The organism is Lactococcus sp. bn62 (assembly GCF_029492705.2).
In the GTDB taxonomy this organism is placed as follows: domain Bacteria; phylum Bacillota; class Bacilli; order Lactobacillales; family Streptococcaceae; genus Lactococcus; species Lactococcus petauri.
Genome location: NZ_CP120417.1, coordinates 675889 through 693069 on the forward strand (window position 1 = coordinate 675889; position 17181 = coordinate 693069).

General features: G+C 38.7%; 20 protein-coding genes. 17 read left to right on the plus strand and 3 right to left on the minus strand.

Going from position 1 to position 17181, the window contains the following annotated elements; genetic code table 11:
- Positions 1-2 precede the first annotated feature (2 nt).
- From yidD to P3G65_RS03755, 14 genes are all read left to right on the plus strand, one after another.
- The gene (gene yidD / locus P3G65_RS03690) at positions 3-269 is read left to right on the plus strand and encodes a membrane protein insertion efficiency factor YidD (RefSeq protein WP_019293801.1); all 267 of its coding nucleotides are present in this window, start codon (positions 3-5) and stop codon (positions 267-269) included.
- A gap of 291 nt (positions 270-560) precedes the next feature.
- Positions 561-1343: an ABC transporter ATP-binding protein gene (locus P3G65_RS03695; RefSeq protein WP_019335684.1), complete on the plus strand. Its 783-nt coding sequence runs from the start codon at positions 561-563 to the stop codon at positions 1341-1343.
- Positions 1333-2283 carry an iron ABC transporter permease gene (locus P3G65_RS03700; RefSeq protein WP_019293799.1) on the plus strand — a complete coding sequence of 317 codons (951 nt, stop codon included), beginning with the start codon at positions 1333-1335 and terminating at the stop codon, positions 2281-2283. Before P3G65_RS03695 ends, P3G65_RS03700 begins: the two co-directional genes overlap by 11 nt.
- A complete protein-coding gene (locus P3G65_RS03705; protein WP_019335683.1) occupies positions 2280-3218 on the plus strand; it encodes an iron ABC transporter permease in 939 nt (312 codons plus the stop codon). The genes P3G65_RS03700 and P3G65_RS03705 overlap by 4 nt, the downstream gene beginning before the upstream one ends.
- 11 nt (positions 3219-3229) lie before the next feature.
- Complete coding sequence (locus P3G65_RS03710) at positions 3230-4171, plus strand: iron-hydroxamate ABC transporter substrate-binding protein (RefSeq protein ID WP_040086540.1); 942 nt, start codon at positions 3230-3232, stop codon at positions 4169-4171.
- 435 nt (positions 4172-4606) lie between these two features.
- Positions 4607-5047, plus strand: a complete 441-nt coding sequence (locus P3G65_RS03715) for a MarR family winged helix-turn-helix transcriptional regulator (protein WP_004258807.1) — start codon at positions 4607-4609, stop codon at positions 5045-5047.
- Entirely contained in the window at positions 5047-6024 is a 978-nt protein-coding gene (locus P3G65_RS03720) for a beta-ketoacyl-ACP synthase III (RefSeq protein WP_019293795.1), read from the plus strand. Before P3G65_RS03715 ends, P3G65_RS03720 begins: the two co-directional genes overlap by 1 nt.
- 87 nt (positions 6025-6111) lie before the next feature.
- Positions 6112-6333 carry an acyl carrier protein gene (locus P3G65_RS03725; protein WP_003135454.1) on the plus strand — a complete coding sequence of 74 codons (222 nt, stop codon included), beginning with the start codon at positions 6112-6114 and terminating at the stop codon, positions 6331-6333.
- A 98-nt stretch (positions 6334-6431) separates the two neighbouring features.
- Positions 6432-7355: an ACP S-malonyltransferase gene (gene fabD, locus P3G65_RS03730; protein ID WP_019335679.1), complete on the plus strand. Its 924-nt coding sequence runs from the start codon at positions 6432-6434 to the stop codon at positions 7353-7355.
- A gap of 78 nt (positions 7356-7433) precedes the next feature.
- Positions 7434-8165: a 3-oxoacyl-[acyl-carrier-protein] reductase gene (fabG, locus tag P3G65_RS03735; RefSeq protein ID WP_019335678.1), complete on the plus strand. Its 732-nt coding sequence runs from the start codon at positions 7434-7436 to the stop codon at positions 8163-8165.
- 57 nt (positions 8166-8222) lie between these two features.
- Complete coding sequence (gene fabF / locus P3G65_RS03740) at positions 8223-9440, plus strand: beta-ketoacyl-ACP synthase II (RefSeq protein ID WP_019293792.1); 1218 nt, start codon at positions 8223-8225, stop codon at positions 9438-9440.
- Between the two features lie 92 nt (positions 9441-9532).
- Positions 9533-10006, plus strand: coding sequence for an acetyl-CoA carboxylase biotin carboxyl carrier protein (gene accB / locus P3G65_RS03745; RefSeq protein ID WP_019293791.1), 474 nt, complete (start codon positions 9533-9535; stop codon positions 10004-10006).
- A gap of 13 nt (positions 10007-10019) precedes the next feature.
- Complete coding sequence (gene fabZ, locus P3G65_RS03750; RefSeq protein WP_004258779.1) at positions 10020-10454, plus strand: 3-hydroxyacyl-ACP dehydratase FabZ; 435 nt, start codon at positions 10020-10022, stop codon at positions 10452-10454.
- 195 nt (positions 10455-10649) lie between these two features.
- Complete coding sequence (locus P3G65_RS03755; RefSeq protein ID WP_284071333.1) at positions 10650-12014, plus strand: acetyl-CoA carboxylase biotin carboxylase subunit; 1365 nt, start codon at positions 10650-10652, stop codon at positions 12012-12014.
- Positions 12015-12593: 579 nt separating this feature from the next.
- On the opposite strand, the gene P3G65_RS03760 is transcribed toward P3G65_RS03755, so the two are convergent.
- The gene (locus tag P3G65_RS03760; protein ID WP_019335676.1) at positions 12594-13529 is read right to left on the minus strand and encodes a glycosyltransferase family 2 protein; all 936 of its coding nucleotides are present in this window, start codon (positions 13527-13529) and stop codon (positions 12594-12596) included.
- 313 nt (positions 13530-13842) lie between these two features.
- On the opposite strand from P3G65_RS03760, the gene accD reads away from it, so the two are divergent.
- Both accD and accA read left to right on the plus strand, forming a co-directional pair.
- On the plus strand, positions 13843-14709 hold the full coding sequence (accD, locus tag P3G65_RS03765) for an acetyl-CoA carboxylase, carboxyltransferase subunit beta (RefSeq protein ID WP_040086536.1): 867 nt from the start codon (positions 13843-13845) through the stop codon (positions 14707-14709).
- Positions 14702-15457 carry an acetyl-CoA carboxylase carboxyl transferase subunit alpha gene (gene accA, locus P3G65_RS03770; RefSeq protein WP_019293787.1) on the plus strand — a complete coding sequence of 252 codons (756 nt, stop codon included), beginning with the start codon at positions 14702-14704 and terminating at the stop codon, positions 15455-15457. The genes accD and accA overlap by 8 nt, the downstream gene beginning before the upstream one ends.
- A gap of 63 nt (positions 15458-15520) precedes the next feature.
- Here the strand turns inward: accA and P3G65_RS03775 are convergent, their stop codons facing one another.
- Entirely contained in the window at positions 15521-15763 is a 243-nt protein-coding gene (locus P3G65_RS03775) for a GlsB/YeaQ/YmgE family stress response membrane protein (protein ID WP_017368954.1), read from the minus strand.
- Between the two features lie 143 nt (positions 15764-15906).
- On the opposite strand from P3G65_RS03775, the gene P3G65_RS03780 reads away from it, so the two are divergent.
- Complete coding sequence (locus tag P3G65_RS03780) at positions 15907-16257, plus strand: arsenate reductase family protein (RefSeq protein WP_019335674.1); 351 nt, start codon at positions 15907-15909, stop codon at positions 16255-16257.
- A 30-nt stretch (positions 16258-16287) separates the two neighbouring features.
- Here P3G65_RS03780 and P3G65_RS03785 read toward each other — a convergent pair whose 3' ends face one another.
- Complete coding sequence (locus P3G65_RS03785) at positions 16288-17148, minus strand: exodeoxyribonuclease III (protein ID WP_019335673.1); 861 nt, start codon at positions 17146-17148, stop codon at positions 16288-16290.
- Between the last annotated feature and the right edge of the window lie 33 nt (positions 17149-17181).

Consider the following 17181-nt stretch of genomic DNA (forward strand, 5'->3'; position numbering starts at 1 on the left):
AAATGAAAAAAGTTTTAGTCAAAACTGTACATGGTTATCAGAGATTTATTTCCCCTCTGTTACCGCCGGCTTGTCGTTATTATCCAACTTGTTCGAATTATATGATTCAAGCTATTGAGAAGCATGGAGCGACCAAGGGAATTGCAATGGGAACCTCAAGGCTTTTACGATGTCATCCATTTTGTAAACCAGGTTATGACTTGGTACCTGATAAGTTTTCCCTGCGAAGAAATTACGAGACACCTGAGGACAAAAAGAAGAAATCTTGAAAAATTTGTTATAATCATAGGTGAGGATGAATTTCCAAGACAGATTTAAATAAATCCATAATTAAAATAAGTAAACAGGACAACCTTCAAGTCATTGGGCTTGGGGGTTTTACTCTTGTAATTCTTACATTATAAGTAAAATGATAAAAGGTTAAGATAGGGAAAATATCTGACTTAAAATAATTTAGAAAGTACTTGTTAACTTTTATAAAGTATGCTTTAATTAAATATGTAAAAAGTATTTGACATTATTGGCATCTTCGAGTGACTAGAGCTAAAAAGGAAGAACTCATGTATTTTGGGGCAAAAAATTTAAATGTATATTACGGTAAAAAGCAGGTTCTAAGAGATGTATCTTTGGAAATTGAGCAGGGCAAAACGACAGCGATTATCGGAATAAATGGCTCAGGGAAGTCGACATTACTCAAAGCCCTGGGACGTTTAATCAAGTATGAAGGGGAAGTTATCTATAAAGATGAACGTCTTTCTAATCGTAAAAATCTAGAAATCGCTAAAATATTGACCTTGCTCCCACAAGCCATGCAAGCCCCGAGTGATATAACTGTGTATGAGCTGGTCAGTCTTGGCCGCTTTCCACATCAAAAGCTTACTCAACAGAACTTATCTGAAGCAGACAAGCACTTTGTGGAGCAAGTCATGAAGGAAACTGAGATTTGGGAGCTACGTAACCAAAGAGTTGCCCAACTTTCTGGTGGACAGCGTCAGCGTGCTTTTATCACGATGATTTTAGCGCAAGACAGTGAAATTATTCTTTTGGATGAGCCGACAACGTATCTCGATCTTTTGCACCAACTTGATATTTTAAAACTGTTAAAAACTTTTGCGAAAAAGATGAACAAAACAGTAGTTTATGTCATCCACGATTTAAACCATGCTGCGCGTTTTGCGGATAATTTAGTTATTGTAAAAGAGGGTGAAATCTTTGCTTCAGGCCCGGTGGAAGAATTATTTACAGAGGAAATTATTCATGAGAGCTTTGGATTACATGTTCGATTAGGTCGTGATCTTTTCTGCCAAACTCTTATGATTACAGGGGTTAAAAATGAAGATTAGGAAGTTTTCTTATCAAGTTGCACTGGCTTTGGTGACGATTATGGTCTTGTCTTTCCTATATCTCATGCTCGGTGATCAAAACTATAGTTTCAGCCAGATTTGGCACGAGAGTGTCGTCTTGCACTTGCGTTTACCGCGCTTATTGGCCTTAATGTTTGTAGGAATTCTCCTCTCCAGTAGCGGACTTCTGGTTCAAAGTATGACAGGTAATCCTATTGCCGAGATATCCACATTGGGGATATCAGGTGGTGCAAGTTTTGCACTTGCTTTGCTTTTAGTGTTCAATCTTTCCACAGGTGGATGGTTGGGCACTGCTGTAGCAAGCTTAGGAGCATTTATTGCTCTCGTTACTGTAGCTGTCCTTACCGTGAAAAGTAAATTTCAACCGATGAAAGTTGTTCTTGTGGGAACTTCTGTTGGCCTTTTTGCAACAAGTCTTGCAAGTATTTTGACCTTTTATAGTAAAAATATGCAGTCTTATTTTTTATGGATTGTGGGTTCCTTTTCCGGAATCACTCCACTAAAATTGGAAATTTTAATGGTTGTGACTGTACTGTTTGTATCAATGGTTCTCTTATTTGCAAATCAGATAAAAGTTTTGTCCTTTGGTGAAGAGATGGCAACCAGTCTAGGTATTTCTGTAAATCGTCTCAGATTGTTGATTATGGCTATGGTGGCTCTGGCAAGTGGGGTGACAGTTTCGAGTGTCGGTGTGATTAGTTTTGTCGGACTCATGGCGCCACATTTGGCAAGGCGACTGGTAGGAGGACATTTTTTAAAAAGGTTCTTTATGAGCAATTTATTAGGCGTGATGCTATTACTTGTAGCAGATGTGTTGGCCCGTAATTTGTTCAAGCCTTATGAATTCCCAGCAGGCAGCTTAACTCTTTTATTTGGCGCAATTTTCTTCATTTATATGATGAGTAAGGAGGAAAAATGAAAAAGAAATTTTTATTTTTAATATTCCTCTTGGTTGCCTTTATTATTATCGACTTGACACACTTTTCGACAGATTGGGATTTACTATCCATATTGATTCCTCAGTTTAGAATGCCAAGGACACTTGTGGTACTTATTGCAGGAACTGCTTTGGCTATGGCCGGCTATATTATTCAGACTGTAGTGGATAATCCTTTAGCAGATGCGGGTACACTTGGAATTACAAGTGGGGCCAGTGCAGGTGCGGTACTGTTCCTTTTTCTTAGTCAGTGGTTGAAACTTTCGGGCTCTTGGATCTTTATGTATCCTTTATTTGCCTTGTTGGGAGGACTTTTTTCCTTTACCTTGCTCTATCATCTTGCGCTAAAGAAAAATGTAAGTAATATCCAAGTCCTTCTGATTGGGTTAGGAATTACCGCTCTATTTCAGGCCTTGATTACCTTAGCTCAACTTTCCATTAATCGGTTTGATTTTCAGCAAGTAGCGGTTTGGTTATCCGGAGACATCTGGCAAACAGATAAAACCTTTATTAGTGTGAATCTGGTCCTGTTGATAATTGGTCTGGTTATTTTCATTTTTTTCCGAAAAGAGTTAGACTTACTAAGTTTGGGTCAAGAAATGGCAACAAGCCTTGGATTAAATGTGAAACAGAGTAAAATGCAATTTTATATATTGGCACTACTTTTTGCATCAATTGGCGTTTTATTAGTTGGCGGTCTTGCCTTTATTGGCTTGATTGCACCACACATAGCCCGCGAACTGGTGGGATTTGAAAGTAAAAAACGAGCTTTGATGACTGCTTTGGTCTCAATGATTATTTTACTTTTAGCAGATAGTTTATCGCAAATTATTATTGCACCGTCAAGCTTACCGCTTGGTTTTATGGTTGCTCTTATAGGTGCGCCTTACTATATATACTTAATACAAAAAATTTGAAAGAGGATTTCATGAAACACCTTAAATTATATTCTATAGCTTTAGCAGCAGTTGGCCTTTTGGGTCTTTCTGCATGTTCAAACTCAGATGTATCACAATCCCAAAAAGAGGAAAAAGTAACCTTCACTGCCTTAAATGGTGAAGTAGAAGTTCCTGCGCATCCGGAACGTATTGCAGTACAGAATTATCCGGATGATGTTGCAACCTTAGGTGGAAATGTAATTGGGACGGATTCTTGGGCTTTTCCTAATCCTTATTTGTCAGATAAACAAAAGGAAAATATGGTTGATCTTGGTTCGCCAAGCTTTAATATTGAAAAACTTATTGGTCAAAAGCCTGATTTGATTGTGACAGTGGATAAAACTCAAGTTTCTGATTATGAAAAAGTAGCACCTACTGTACTTGTTAACTATCAAGATTTGAATGATATGGATAAATCTTTGGATTTCTTTGCCAAATTGTTGAATCGTGAAGATGAAAAGAAAGAGTTTCTCAAAACTTTTGACAAAAAAGCTGAAGAGCAAAAAACAAAGCTAAAAGCTCAAGGCATAGATACTGCACAATCAAGCATTTCCTTGCTAGAGCTCCAAGGCGATAAAATTTACGCTTATGGCGATAACTTTGCGCGCGGTGGTCAAGCACTTACGCGTGGTCTCGGATTCCAAGAATCGCCAAAAATGTCGGAATTATCCAAAGGAACAGGATATGCAGAAGTCAACGCTGAAAGCCTCAAAGATTTTGATGCAGACTATATTTTTATCGATTTTAAAAATGCAGATAAAGCACAATATGAAGCACTTCAAAAAAATCCTGTGTGGAAAAATTTCAAGGCAGTTAAAGAAGGGCATGTCATCACAATGGATTATGAGAAGGTCTATTTCTTTGGCGGTCCCACAGCTTCAATGGCGCAGTTGACTGATTATACAGATGCACTATTAAAACAAACGAAATAAAAATTTGGATACATAAACTCTTGGAAGCTTTTTCGAGAGTTTTTTTAGACAAAAAGGGGGATAGTGTTATTTAAAACTCCTTTTTTGAGCCAAATTCACAAGAAAACAAGAAAAACAGAAAATTTTAGACTTTTATTTTGCTATAATGAAAATAAGCATATAGTAGATGTGTTAAAGTCTCAAATGTTAAAAATAAAAAGGATTTTGCGATCCTTTTTAAAAAGGAATTTTTTCATAAAAAAAAGATGAAATACCATGATTTCATCTTTTTGCTGTCGACTACATTTGGAAATTTTCTTTATGAAGCAGGATAAAGAGGTTATCCAAGCCATCAGAGGCATTTTTCAAATCTACTTAGCACTTGCAAATTATTTTTATTATGGTACAATTTTGTATTGTAAATGGTTTGTATCATCAAAATATCAGGAAGTACAAATGAAAACAGATTTTGACAAAATTAATGAATGGTTGATTCAACTTTTCCACGACTGCATGAACTTAGAAGAACAGTTCTTGAAGGATTCTGATTACCCAGATGTAACTGTGAAAGAACTTCAACAAATGACACTTATCCATACTTTGGGAACTTGCCGCGCTACAGACATTGCAAGGAATCAAAAATTAGCCCTTTCAACAATCACCATTACACTCAATCGCTTGGAAACTAAGGGATATATCAAGCGCGAACGATCAGATCGTGACCGTCGTGTGGCTTATATCGTATTGACTGAAAAAGGTATGGCTCTCTGTGCATCGCACAGCGAATTTTTCCGTAGCATTTCAGAAAAACTTATGTTAAGTGTTTACGGGACTACCGAAAACAAACTTGCAGGCGAACTTGAAGAATTACATAAGTCATTGGAGAATATGAAATAATGCCTTTCGCTAAAATTACCCAGGTGGCACACTATGTGCCCGAAAATATTGTGTCAAACGATGATTTGGCAAAAATCATGGATACGAGTGACGAGTGGATTTATTCACGGACGGGTATTAAGCAGCGACACATTACAGTTGACGAAAATACCAGTGATCTGGCTGCTAAGGTTGGTGAACAACTCTTAGCTCAAGCTGATTTGTCAGCAGACCAGATTGATTTTATTATCGTGGCGACTATCTCACCTGATAGCAGTATGCCAAGTACGGCAGCCTTGGTCCAAGCAAAAATTGGCGCACATCGTGCCTTTGCTTATGATTTAACAGCTGCTTGTTCTGGTTTTGTTTTCGCTTTATCAACGGCTGAGAAGCTGATTGCCGGTGGCTACAAACGTGGTATGGTTATTGGTGCAGAAGTTTTGTCTAAATCTTTGGATTGGTCGGATCGTTCTACCGCTGTTCTTTTTGGAGATGGTGCAGGTGGTGTTCTTTTGGAAGACACAGGTACACAACCTTTGATTATCGCAGAAAATCTAAGAACAGATGGCTCTCGAGGCGATTCCCTTACCTCAAATTATTTGGCACTTAATCCTGAACTTAGTGGTCAAGTTAACCATGTTACAGAGTTCATAAAAATGGACGGACGGGCGGTCTTTGACTTTGCGACACGTGACGTTCCAAAAAATATCCAAGAAACCTTGGAAAAAGCAAATCTGAAACCTGAAGATATTGACTATTTTTTATTGCATCAAGCAAATTCTCGAATACTTGATAAAATGGCCAAGAAATTAGGTGCTGTACGCAGTAAATTCCTGCAAAATATGCAAGAATATGGCAATACAAGTGCAGCTTCGATACCTATTCTCTTGTCAGAATCGATAAAAAATGGTAAACTTTCTTTGGACGAAAATTATAAAATTGTCCAGACAGGTTTCGGTGGCGGCCTCACATGGGGTACGCTCATTATTAATCTTTGATAAGATTGATAACATTTAAATTTGGTTATATGAGTGATTTATCACGCTATAATATATATACTTTCTACACATTAAAGGAGAAATAACATGGCAGTATTTGAAAAAGTACAAGACATCATCGCTGACGAACTCGGCAAAGAAAAAGAAGAAGTAACACTCGAAACTTCATTTGAAGAACTCGATGCTGACTCACTTGACCTTTTCCAAATCATTAACGATATCGAAGACGAATTCGATGTTGAAGTAGATACAGAAGCGGACATGAAAACTGTTTCTGATCTCGTTAAATATGTTGAAGCTCAACAATAAGAGAATTAATGGGGTGAAAGCCCCGTTTTTCACTTATAATAAATTTTGAAAATTAGGAAAGTGTCACAAAAATCTAAATTTTGTGAAATCTTAAAAATATGAAAACAGCATTTCTTTTTTCTGGTCAAGGCGCTCAAAAATTGGGTATGGCTAAAGACCTTTATGATGAATTTGACATTGTCAGAGAAACTTTTGATCAAGCAAGTCAAGTCTTGGGTTATAATCTTCGGGAGTTAATCGATAATGATGAAACAAAACTCAACGAGACACAATATACACAACCAGCTATTTTAACAACATCTGTAGCAATCCTTCGTTTGCTTTCAGAACAAGGTATTAAGCCAGATCTTGTGGCTGGACTTTCTTTAGGCGAGTACTCTGCATTGGTAGCCAGTGGTGCACTTGATTTTGCGGAAGCTGTTGCTTTAGTAGCAAAACGTGGTCAATACATGACTGAAGCTGCACCAACAGGATCAGGTAAAATGGTTGCTGTGATGAATACAGAAGCTGCTTTGATCGAAGAAATTTGTGAACAAGCAGCGGAACGTGGAATTGTAAGCCCAGCAAACTATAATACTCCGGCTCAAATTGTTATTGGTGGTCAAGCTGAAGCCGTTGATTACGCCGTTGAACTTCTAAAAGAAGCTGGCGTAAAACGTCTGATTGAGCTGAAAGTATCTGGTCCTTTCCATACAGCCATCTTAAAACCCGCGAGCGAAAAGTTAGCCAAAGAACTTGAACAGGTTAATTTTAATAGCTTTAAGTTGGAGCTGATTTCAAATACGACAGCGAAAGTTATGAAAGACTCAGAAGTAAAAGAACTCCTCACGCGTCAAGTTATGGAGCCAGTACGTTTCTACGAATCCATTGAAACAATGAAAGCACTTGGTGTACAGCGCTTTATTGAAGTTGGACCTGGTAAAGTTCTTTCTGGTTTTATAAAAAAAATCGACAAAGAAGCAAGCTTTACGAATGTTGAAGATCTTACTTCATTCAAGGCTTTGGTGACAGAAGAAGCTTAAACTTATTCAATGAGTAAAAGTTGTCACTGTAGAACTTGGTTTGAGAGCAATTAAAAATCATAAGAACAGGAAAAAATAATGGAAATTAAAAATAAAAATGTCTTTGTGACGGGCTCAACACGTGGTATTGGTAAGGCGATTGCTTTACAGTTTGCTCAAGCTGGGGCAAACGTAGTTATCAATGGACGTTCTGCCATTTCTGAAGAACTTTTGTCAGAGTTCACTTCTTTTGGTGTTAAGGCTGTTGGCGTATCTGGTGATATTTCCCAGTCGGAAGATGCTAAACGTATGGTTGCTGAGGCAGTAGATGCTTTGGGGTCGGTTGATGTTTTGGTTAATAATGCGGGAATAACTCGTGATGGTTTATCATTGAAAATGAGCGAAGAAGATTTCGAAGCTGTTTTAAAAATAAATCTCACAGGTGCCTTCAATATGACACAGGCAGTTCTAAAACCAATGACGCGTGCGAGAGAAGGGGCAATTATTAATATTACTTCTGTTGTCGGTTTAATTGGGAATGCCGGCCAAGCTAATTATGCAGCTTCCAAAGCGGGATTGATTGGTTTGACAAAATCAATTGCACGTGAAGTTGCTGGGCGCAATGTCCGCGTCAACGCTGTTGCTCCCGGCTTTATTGATTCTGACATGACTGAAGTTCTTTCGGATAAAGTCAAGGATACAATGAAGGGTCAAATCCCAATGAAACGATTTGGTCAACCAGAAGAAGTTGCCACAGTTGTGAAATTCCTTGCAGAGCAAGAATACATGACAGGGCAAGTGTTGTCTATTGACGGTGGTATGGCAATGTAGCCTTATATCAGATTAGACTAAAAAGAAGTTTGTAACAAACTCCAAAGGAGAAAAAATATGAATCGTGTAGTCATTACAGGTTACGGTGTAACCAGTGCTATCGGTAATACACCAGAAGAATTTTGGAATGGCCTAAAATCTGGTCAAACAGGTATCGGTCCAATTACGCGCTTTGATGCTGAAGCGACAGGAATCAGTGTAGCAGCTGAAGTTAAAGATTTTCCATTTGAGAAGCATTTCGAGAAAAAAGATGCCCGTCGTATGGATACTTTCTCACTTTATGCTGTTTATGCGGCTCTTGAAGCTATGGAAATGTCAGGCATAACTCCAGAGAACACAAATTACGATCGCTTAGGTTGTATCATGGCTTCAGGTATCGGTGGCTTGGAGCAAACACAAAAGAACTCACAAGCACTTCTTAAAGGTCCACGTAAAGTAACACCACTTTATGTACCACTGGCAATTGCCAACATGGCGACAGGTAATGTTGCCTTGCGCACAGGTGCTCGTGGTGTATCGCGTGCTGAAGTAACAGCATGTGCAGCAGGTGCAAATTCTATTGGTTCAGCTTTCCGTGAAATCAAACACGGTTATGCAGATGCTATTATCGCTGGTGGTGCTGAAGCTGCAATTTGTGAACTTGGTATTGCTGGGTTTGCCAACTTGACTGCTTTGACAAAAGAGGCAGATCCTTCAATTGCTTGTCGTCCATTCGATAAAGACCGTTCGGGCTTTGTGATGGGTGAAGGTGCAGGTGTCTTGATTTTGGAAAGTCTTGAACATGCTCAAGCACGTGGTGCAAATATCTTAGCTGAAATTGTTGGTTATGGTAACACAAACGATGCTTACCATATGACAACTCCATCAGGTGTTGGTGCTGAAAATGCGATGAAGCTTGCTTTAGAAGAAGCAGGGATTTCTGGAGCAGATGTTGATTATATCAATGCACATGGTACATCAACACATGCTAATGAAGAGACGGAAGCAAAAGCTATCCACAATGTTATTGGGGATAAAGCTCTGGTTTCATCAACAAAAGCTTTGCACGGGCATGCTCTCGGAGCGACAGGAGCTATCGAAGCAGTAGCAACTGTACAAGCCATTTTAAATCAGTTTGCACCAGTTAACGCTGGAACAAAAGAATTGGACGAAGGCATGACAATTAATGTCGTTCTTGGCCAAGGTCAAGATGCTGAAATCAATTATGCATTGTCACAAGACTTTGGGTTTGGTGGACACAATGCCGTATTGGCCTTTAAAAAATTCACAGATTAGTTTAAAAGAAAGATAAGCACTCTGCTTTCTTTTCCACAATCTAAGTGCACTTTAACTTAGATTGTGGAAAAGAAAGCGAGCGGGATATAAAAATGAATATTAATGAAGTAAAAGATTTGATGACACAGTTTGACGGTTCGAGCTTGCGTGAATTTTCTTGGCGCACAGCAGAAGGAGAACTGTCTTTCTCAAAAAACGAAAATAAAATTCTTGCAGCGCCCACAGGAACAGCACTTCCAGAAACAAAAGTAAGTGCACCAATGCCTGTAAGCGAAAGCTCTACAGAACTTGCAGTAGAAACAGAACTTGTAGAAGAAGTTGCTACAGTAGAAGGTGAAGCAGTAACAAGTCCTTTAGTTGGTGTAGCTTACTTGCAACCAGCTCCAGGTAAACCTGAGTTCGTTAGTGTAGGAGATTCAGTTAAAAAAGGTCAAACCTTACTCATCATTGAAGCAATGAAAGTTATGAACGAAATTCCAGCACCTAAAGACGGTGTTATCACTGAAATCATGGTTAATGCTGAAGATGTAGTTGAATTCGGTCAAGAATTAGTACGCATTAAGTAAAGGAGCGGTAAAAATGGCAGAAGTAAATATTGACGTCACAAAAATTATGGAGGCATTGCCTCACCGTTATCCTTTCCTTTTAGTGGATCGTGTTATTGATATCGCGGATGATGAAATTACCGCCATTAAGAATGTGACGATTAACGAGGAATTTTTCCAAGGGCATTTTCCCCAATATCCAGTAATGCCGGGTGTTTTGATTATGGAAGCCTTGGCGCAAGCTGCAGGTGTTTTGGAACTTTCAAAACCTGAAAACAAAGGAAAACTCGTATTTTATGCAGGAATGGACAATGTAAAGTATAAAAAACAAGTTGTACCTGGCGATCAATTGATCTTGCATGCAAAGTTTATCAAGCGTCGTGGTCCAATTGCTGTTGTTGAAGCGGAAGCTAAGGTTGATGGTAAATTAGCTGCAAAAGGCACACTAACTTTTGCTTTAGGAAAATAAAAAAATAATCAATGCCACAGTTAGTCTGTGGCAACTTTTAAAAGTAAGTATACTTTGAAGTTTAAAAGCTTTGAGTTTACTGATCGTGGCTTTTGCCACTATAATCCCAAATAATGCACCGAGCTCAAGGCCTGGTGACACTCTTTTATACCAGAAACAGAGGATAAAAGAGAAATTGGTAGGAGTTATCAATCTATGTTTAATAAAATTTTAATCGCCAATCGTGGTGAAATTGCTGTACGTATTATTCGTGCGGCACGCGAACTCGGTGTCGCTACTGTTGCCGTATATTCAGAAGCTGACCGTGATGCATTACATGTAGCACTGGCAGATGAAGCTATTTGTATTGGCCCAGCCCGTGCAACAGAGTCTTATCTGAATATGAATAATATTCTAGAAGCCGCTGTTGCTACTGGAGCCCAAGCCATTCATCCAGGTTTTGGTTTTTTGAGTGAAAATTCAAAGTTTGCACGTCTTTGTGAAGAAATGAATATCAAATTTATCGGTCCCTCAGCTCAGGTCATGGATATGATGGGAGATAAAATTAACGCGCGTGCAGAAATGGTCAAAGCAGGCGTTCCTGTTACGCCAGGTTCTGAAGGTGAAGTGTATACGAGTGAAGAAGCACTGGATTTAGCCAATAAGATTGGTTATCCTGTCATGCTGAAAGCATCAGCCGGTGGTGGCGGAAAAGGTATCCGTAAAGTCAGCAATGCTGAAGAACTCGTCCCCGCTTTCGAAGCAGCTACCGCTGAAGCCAAAGCAGCTTTTGGCAATGGTGCAATGTTTATCGAACGAATGATTTTCCCTGCACGTCATATTGAGGTCCAAATCTTAGCAGACCAACATGGTAATGTTATTCACTTAGGAGAACGTGATTGTTCCCTCCAACGTAATAACCAGAAAGTTCTTGAAGAAAGCCCATCTGTCGCGATTGGACATACTTTACGCGAACGTATCTGCCAAGCAGCTGTCAAAGCAGCAGCGCATGTGAACTATGAAAACGCAGGAACAATTGAGTTTCTCTTGGACGAAGCTTCAGGCGATTTCTTCTTCATGGAAATGAATACACGTGTACAAGTTGAACATCCCGTAACCGAGTTTGTTTCAGGTGTGGATATTGTTAAGGAACAAATTCGAATTGCAGATGGTCAAGAACTGTCTGTGAAACAAGAAGATATTGCGTTCAAAGGACATGCTATTGAGTGCCGTATCAATGCAGAAAATCCAAAATTTAACTTTGCCCCAAGCCCAGGTAAAATCACCAATCTGTTTCTACCAAGTGGTGGTGTAGGCCTACGTGTGGATTCCGCTATGTATACGGGATATACTATTCCACCTTATTATGATTCAATGATTGCAAAAGTCATCGTTCATGGCGAAAATCGTTTTGAAGCCTTGATGAAAATGCAGCGTGCTTTGATGGAATTCGATGTGGAAGGTTTAACAACCAATATTGACTTCCAGCTGGAATTAATTTCAGATGATAATGTTATTGCCGGGGATTATGATACTAGCTTTTTAGCCAATACATTTTTGCCGGAGTATTTGGAAAAATAAAAGCATGAAGTAACTTGATGAGTAAATCATCAAGTTTTTCTATCCTTGTAAGGTTATGTTGACTGCTAGGGAATACATGTCTCGCAGTTTTAAGGCTCTTGCTATTACCTTGGTGCGATGTTATAATAAGAGTAAATAAAAAGGACTTGCGCTAACAAGTCCCAAGTAGCCGTATTAAGAACGGTAGCCGATTTTTTGTTATAAATAACGTCAACGGGCTAAAGTTGGACGTTATTTTTTATTGTCTTTATCATAAACTTTGAGCACTAATAATGCAAATGCAATCATGAGTGTCAAGGTTTCATAAGTTGACAAGAAAAATTGTCGCCTTTCTGCATTGTGAGGTTATCACCTACAATTTTTCATAAGTATCACCTCCCAGTTGGGCTACCGTCCATAAACTTCTGCTTTCATTATTATATCACACGAAAACCAACTAAAATAGGCCATAAATGGCTTACAATACTCACAAAGACTTAGTAAAATTTGAGAGCAAACTCCTATCCTTCATCAGCAACCCTAAATCCATTTTTCATCGAGAAAGTACAAAAAACAGAAAGTGGGAACTTTCTGTTTTTTTTATTTATCAATATTATCCTCTTTCACAAAGTAATTTGGACGTTGTTTGGTTTCGAGGAAGACCTTAGAAAGATATTTTCCAATGATACCGAGAGATAAAAGTTGTAATCCACCAAGCATAAGAATAAGAATAATCAGAGTAGGAAAACCTTGTACAATTTCGCCCCAGATGATGGTTTTCAACGCATAAAAAAGGCTCATACAAAGCGAGATAAGGAAGCTAATAAAACCGATAAAGGTAGCTAGGCTAAGTGGGGCATCTGAAAAGTTAATGATACCGTCAATCGAGTAGTGTAACAAGCCCCAAAAGCTCCAAGAGGTTTTGCCAGCTACCCGCTCGACATTATTGTATTCCAAATAGAAAACATCGTAACCCACCCAAGAAAAGAGACCCTTAGAAAAACGATTGTGTTCAGGGAGCTCGAGGATACTATCAACGACTTGCCGTGTCATCAAGCGATAGTCTCGCGCTCCATCCACCATTTGAGTGCTTGAGATTGTGTTCATAATCTTATAAAAAGCTCGAGCAAAAATTGAACGAATAAAGGGCTCATCTTTCCGTGAAACTCTTCGTGTTCCCACAATATCGTAACCTTCTTGAAGCTTATCATACATCTCGTTGAGCATACTTGGTGGATCTTGAAGGTCAGCGTCCATAACAGTTACAAAATCACCTGAAGCGGCACGAAGACCAGCCAAAAGTGCTGCCTCTTTACCGAAATTTCTCGAAAAGCTAATATATTTAACATTGGAATGCTTTTGACTCAGCGTTTTTATCACATCAAGTGTACGATCAGAAGAACCATCATTAATAAAATAAAAGGTTTTATCAAGTGGTAAGTCTAAAGTTTGGGCATTAACTTCATCAAAAAAGAGTTCAATCGTTTCTTCCTCGTTATAAGCAGGAACAATAATCGATAAAGTTTTATTTTTCATGAAAAACTCCCTTCTTCTTGATGAGAAATATATACGTAAACCTTGTATTTTAATAGAATTAAACTCTTCATATTATAACATAGTTTGAAAGAGGTAAAGGAAGTTATGACGAAGTTTTGGCGAAATGAATACGTGTGTGTTCTTATATAATTCCGCCATTTTTGGACACTTATCTAGTTCTTGACGAATTTAATTTTTGCGTGTATAATTATATAATTAGACAATTAAAATAAAAAGAATGTAAGCAGATAGAAATCTGCTTAAAGACGTTCGTTATCAAGATGTAAAAATTTTTGATACAAAGGAGAAATAATTGGCTCTCTTTCAAAAGAAAAAATATATTAAAATTAACCCTAATCGTTCAACTGTTCAGGGAGAAATGACGAAGCCTGAAGTGCCTGACGAGCTTTTTGCTAAATGCCCGGCCTGCAAACACAGTATTTACAGCCAAGACCTTGGCGCAAGTAAAATCTGTCCACATTGTAGCTATAACTTCAGAATTACTGCGCCAGAACGTTTGAAACTTTTAGTTGATTCAGACTCATTTACAGAAATGTTCACTGGAATTGAAAGCAAAAATCCGTTAAACTTTCCGAACTATGCTGAAAAGCTTACGGCGACTAAGGAGAAGACCGGACTGGATGAAGCTGTAATGACTGGTACAGCGATGATTAAAGGCCAAAAAGTGGCTTTAGCAATCATGGATTCAACTTTTATTATGGCTTCTATGGGGACTGTTGTCGGTGAAAAAATCACACGACTTTTTGAAATGGCAACTGCTGAAAAACTTCCAGTGGTTATTTTTACGGCTTCTGGTGGTGCACGGATGCAAGAAGGAATTATGTCTTTGATGCAGATGGCGAAAATCTCAGCAGCTGTCAAGAAACATTCTAATGCAGGTTTGCTCTACATTACAGTCTTAACAGATCCGACAACAGGCGGGGTAACAGCTTCTTTTGCCATGCTTGGCGATATTATCTTGGCTGAGCCACAATCTTTGATTGGTTTTGCGGGACGTCGTGTGATTGAACAGACAGTGCGTCAAACGCTACCTGATGACTTCCAAAAAGCAGAATTTCTGTTGAAACATGGCTTTGTCGATGCGATTGTTAAACGTCAAGAAATGCGTGAGAAATTAGCCTTACTCTTGAAATTTCACGGAGGTGTAAAAAATGTCTGATATAGCAGAAATTATTAACAAAGCACGTGCTAACGATCGCGTTTCAGTACGGGAAATTATTTCAGAAATTTTTACGGACTTTTTTGAACTTCATGGCGATCGTCAGTTTACAGATGACGAAGCCATTGTTGGAGGGATTGCAACTTTTCAAGACAGAGCTGTCACCGTCATTGGTATTCAAAAAGGAAAAAATCTCGAAGAAAATTTAGCAACAAATTTTGGTCAACCTAGTCCTAATGGTTACCGAAAAGCCTTGCGATTAATGAAGCAAGCAGAGAAGTTTAAGCGTCCAATCATTACTTTTGTCAACACTGCCGGGGCTTATCCAGGGATTGAAGCAGAAGAACGTGGGCAGGGTGAAGCGATTGCGCGCAACCTTTTTGAGATGTCCGATTTGAAAGTTCCTGTTTTAACTTTTATCACTGGTGAGGGTGGTTCTGGTGGAGCCTTAGCTTTAGCAGTCGCAAACAAGGTTTATATGTTGGAAAATGCCATGTATTCGGTTCTTTCTCCAGAAGGTTTTGCAACAATCTTGTGGAAAGATGGCTCACGTCGTGATGAAGCAGCCGATTTGATGAAAATAAAAGCTGAAGATCAGCTTGAAATGGGGATCGTTGAGGGTGTTGTTCAAGAAGAAAACCTTATGGAAAACTTGAAAACGATTATTGAAAAAGATCTCAACAGCTTGGTACAACTTTCAGAAGAAGAACTTCAAGAAAGCCGCTACCAACGTTTTAGAAAATATTAATTTTATACAAGCAAGAGATAATTGCTTGTTTTTTTGTTAAAAAAAAAACGCTCTATGAACGTTTTAATTATCCTTTTTACCAAATAAAGCGGAAGCTACAAGTACGACAATAATTGCACCAACGATTGAAGGGATGAGTGACATTCCAGCCAATTGTGGTCCCCAGTTTCCTAAAAGCTTTTGTCCAACAAATGAGCCTAAAAGTCCCGCCACAATATTTGCAATACAGCCCATACTTGAGCCTTTTGATGTGATTGCTCCAGCAGCCATACCAATGAGAGCACCAACTATAAGTGACCAAATCATAAAATAATCTCCTTAATTTATATTCTTATCTTATTTTAACATAATCTTTATTTTCTTTAAAATTGCATCCCCCTGTAAAAGTAATAAAAACGAGCAGCTTTGCCCTAGTTTTTGTTAAAATAGAGAACAAGGGAGGATGACAAATGTACGACTTTTATGAATATCCTAAATGTTCAACTTGCCGTAAGGCAAAGGCGACTTTGGATAATCTAGATATTGATTATAATGCTATCGATATTAAGCTAACCCCACCAACAGCTGAGCAATTTGAAAAATGGTTTGCAGAGGTTCCTGTTAAAAAGTTTTTCAACACCAGTGGCTTGGTTTATCGTGAGATGGGCTTAAAAGACAAGTTAGCAGACTTGAGCGAGCACGAAGCAGCGGAACTCTTAGCTTCCAATGGGATGTTGGTTAAGCGCCCACTGATTGTTAAAGATGATAAAATTATTTTGATAGGTTTTAAAGAAGAAGCGTATCAAGAGCTTGCACATTAAGAAAGAAAAGCACGACAAAAGTCGTGCTTTTTAGATATTGATTTCTAAAACGATGGGAACATGATCTTGACGAGCACCTGAATCTAAAGGTTCTGCGCGTGTAATCTGCTCGGCAATGCGGTCAGAAACCAGCCAATAATCGATTCTCCAGCCAGAATTATTGATTTTAGCTGTACGAGAGCGTTGAGCAAACCATGTGTAGATACTACGTTCTGGCGCATAGTAACTTTCTACATTGCCATGAATTTTACGGAAGCTGTCTGTAAATCCAGCATCTAATAAAAGTCCAAACTTTTCACGTTCTTGATCAGTAAATCCGGCAGAATTACGGTTTCCTTTAGGATTGGCAAGGTCGATTTCTGTGTAAGCAGCATTAAAATCACCACATGCTAAGACAGGTTTTTGGAGGTCAAGCATTTGTAAGTAGGCGCGATATTGATCATCCCATTGTCCACGTAAGTCCAAACGGTTAAGACCATCACCCGCATTTGGTGTGTAAACTGTTGTGATGAAAAACTCGGGGAATTCTAAGGTGATGATACGACCTTCGCTATCCATGGGCTCTGGCGCTCCAATCTCAGGCATGGTGATGATTGGTTCAGGCAAACTTTTCTTATAAAGAAACATTGTTCCCGAGTAACCTTTACGTGCAGGTGGTGTACTGATACGGTGAACAATTTCATATTCTGGGAAATGGCTGGCTAAAACATCAAATACTTTGTTTGTTTTTTTGAGGTCACCATTGAGCTTTGTTTCTTGAATAGCGATAACATCGGCTTCAGATGTGGCAAGTTGGTCAACCACAGCCATTGATAGAGCTGCACGATCACTCGTACCGGTCAATGCTGCGTTTAACGAATCAATATTCCATGAGATAAATTTGTAAGTCATAATAAAATCCTTTTGTCTTTATTAGGTTAATTA

Bases quoted from the DNA above. Each gene is read 5' to 3' on its own strand.
- yidD (WP_019293801.1), top strand. From the start codon at position 3: ATGAAAAAAGTTTTAGTCAAAACTGTACATGGTTATCAGAGATTTATT.
- P3G65_RS03695 (WP_019335684.1), top strand. From the start codon at position 561: ATGTATTTTGGGGCAAAAAATTTAAATGTATATTACGGTAAAAAGCAG.
- P3G65_RS03700 (WP_019293799.1), top strand. From the start codon at position 1,333: ATGAAGATTAGGAAGTTTTCTTATCAAGTTGCACTGGCTTTGGTGACG.
- P3G65_RS03705 (WP_019335683.1), top strand. From the start codon at position 2,280: ATGAAAAAGAAATTTTTATTTTTAATATTCCTCTTGGTTGCCTTTATT.
- P3G65_RS03710 (WP_040086540.1), top strand. From the start codon at position 3,230: ATGAAACACCTTAAATTATATTCTATAGCTTTAGCAGCAGTTGGCCTT.
- P3G65_RS03715 (WP_004258807.1), top strand. From the start codon at position 4,607: ATGAAAACAGATTTTGACAAAATTAATGAATGGTTGATTCAACTTTTC.
- P3G65_RS03720 (WP_019293795.1), top strand. From the start codon at position 5,047: ATGCCTTTCGCTAAAATTACCCAGGTGGCACACTATGTGCCCGAAAAT.
- P3G65_RS03725 (WP_003135454.1), top strand. From the start codon at position 6,112: ATGGCAGTATTTGAAAAAGTACAAGACATCATCGCTGACGAACTCGGC.
- fabD (WP_019335679.1), top strand. From the start codon at position 6,432: ATGAAAACAGCATTTCTTTTTTCTGGTCAAGGCGCTCAAAAATTGGGT.
- fabG (WP_019335678.1), top strand. From the start codon at position 7,434: ATGGAAATTAAAAATAAAAATGTCTTTGTGACGGGCTCAACACGTGGT.
- fabF (WP_019293792.1), top strand. From the start codon at position 8,223: ATGAATCGTGTAGTCATTACAGGTTACGGTGTAACCAGTGCTATCGGT.
- accB (WP_019293791.1), top strand. From the start codon at position 9,533: ATGAATATTAATGAAGTAAAAGATTTGATGACACAGTTTGACGGTTCG.
- fabZ (WP_004258779.1), top strand. From the start codon at position 10,020: ATGGCAGAAGTAAATATTGACGTCACAAAAATTATGGAGGCATTGCCT.
- P3G65_RS03755 (WP_284071333.1), top strand. From the start codon at position 10,650: ATGTTTAATAAAATTTTAATCGCCAATCGTGGTGAAATTGCTGTACGT.
- P3G65_RS03760 (WP_019335676.1), bottom strand. From the start codon at position 13,529: ATGAAAAATAAAACTTTATCGATTATTGTTCCTGCTTATAACGAGGAA.
- accA (WP_019293787.1), top strand. From the start codon at position 14,702: ATGTCTGATATAGCAGAAATTATTAACAAAGCACGTGCTAACGATCGC.
- P3G65_RS03775 (WP_017368954.1), bottom strand. From the start codon at position 15,763: ATGATTTGGTCACTTATAGTTGGTGCTCTCATTGGTATGGCTGCTGGA.
- P3G65_RS03780 (WP_019335674.1), top strand. From the start codon at position 15,907: ATGTACGACTTTTATGAATATCCTAAATGTTCAACTTGCCGTAAGGCA.
- P3G65_RS03785 (WP_019335673.1), bottom strand. From the start codon at position 17,148: ATGACTTACAAATTTATCTCATGGAATATTGATTCGTTAAACGCAGCA.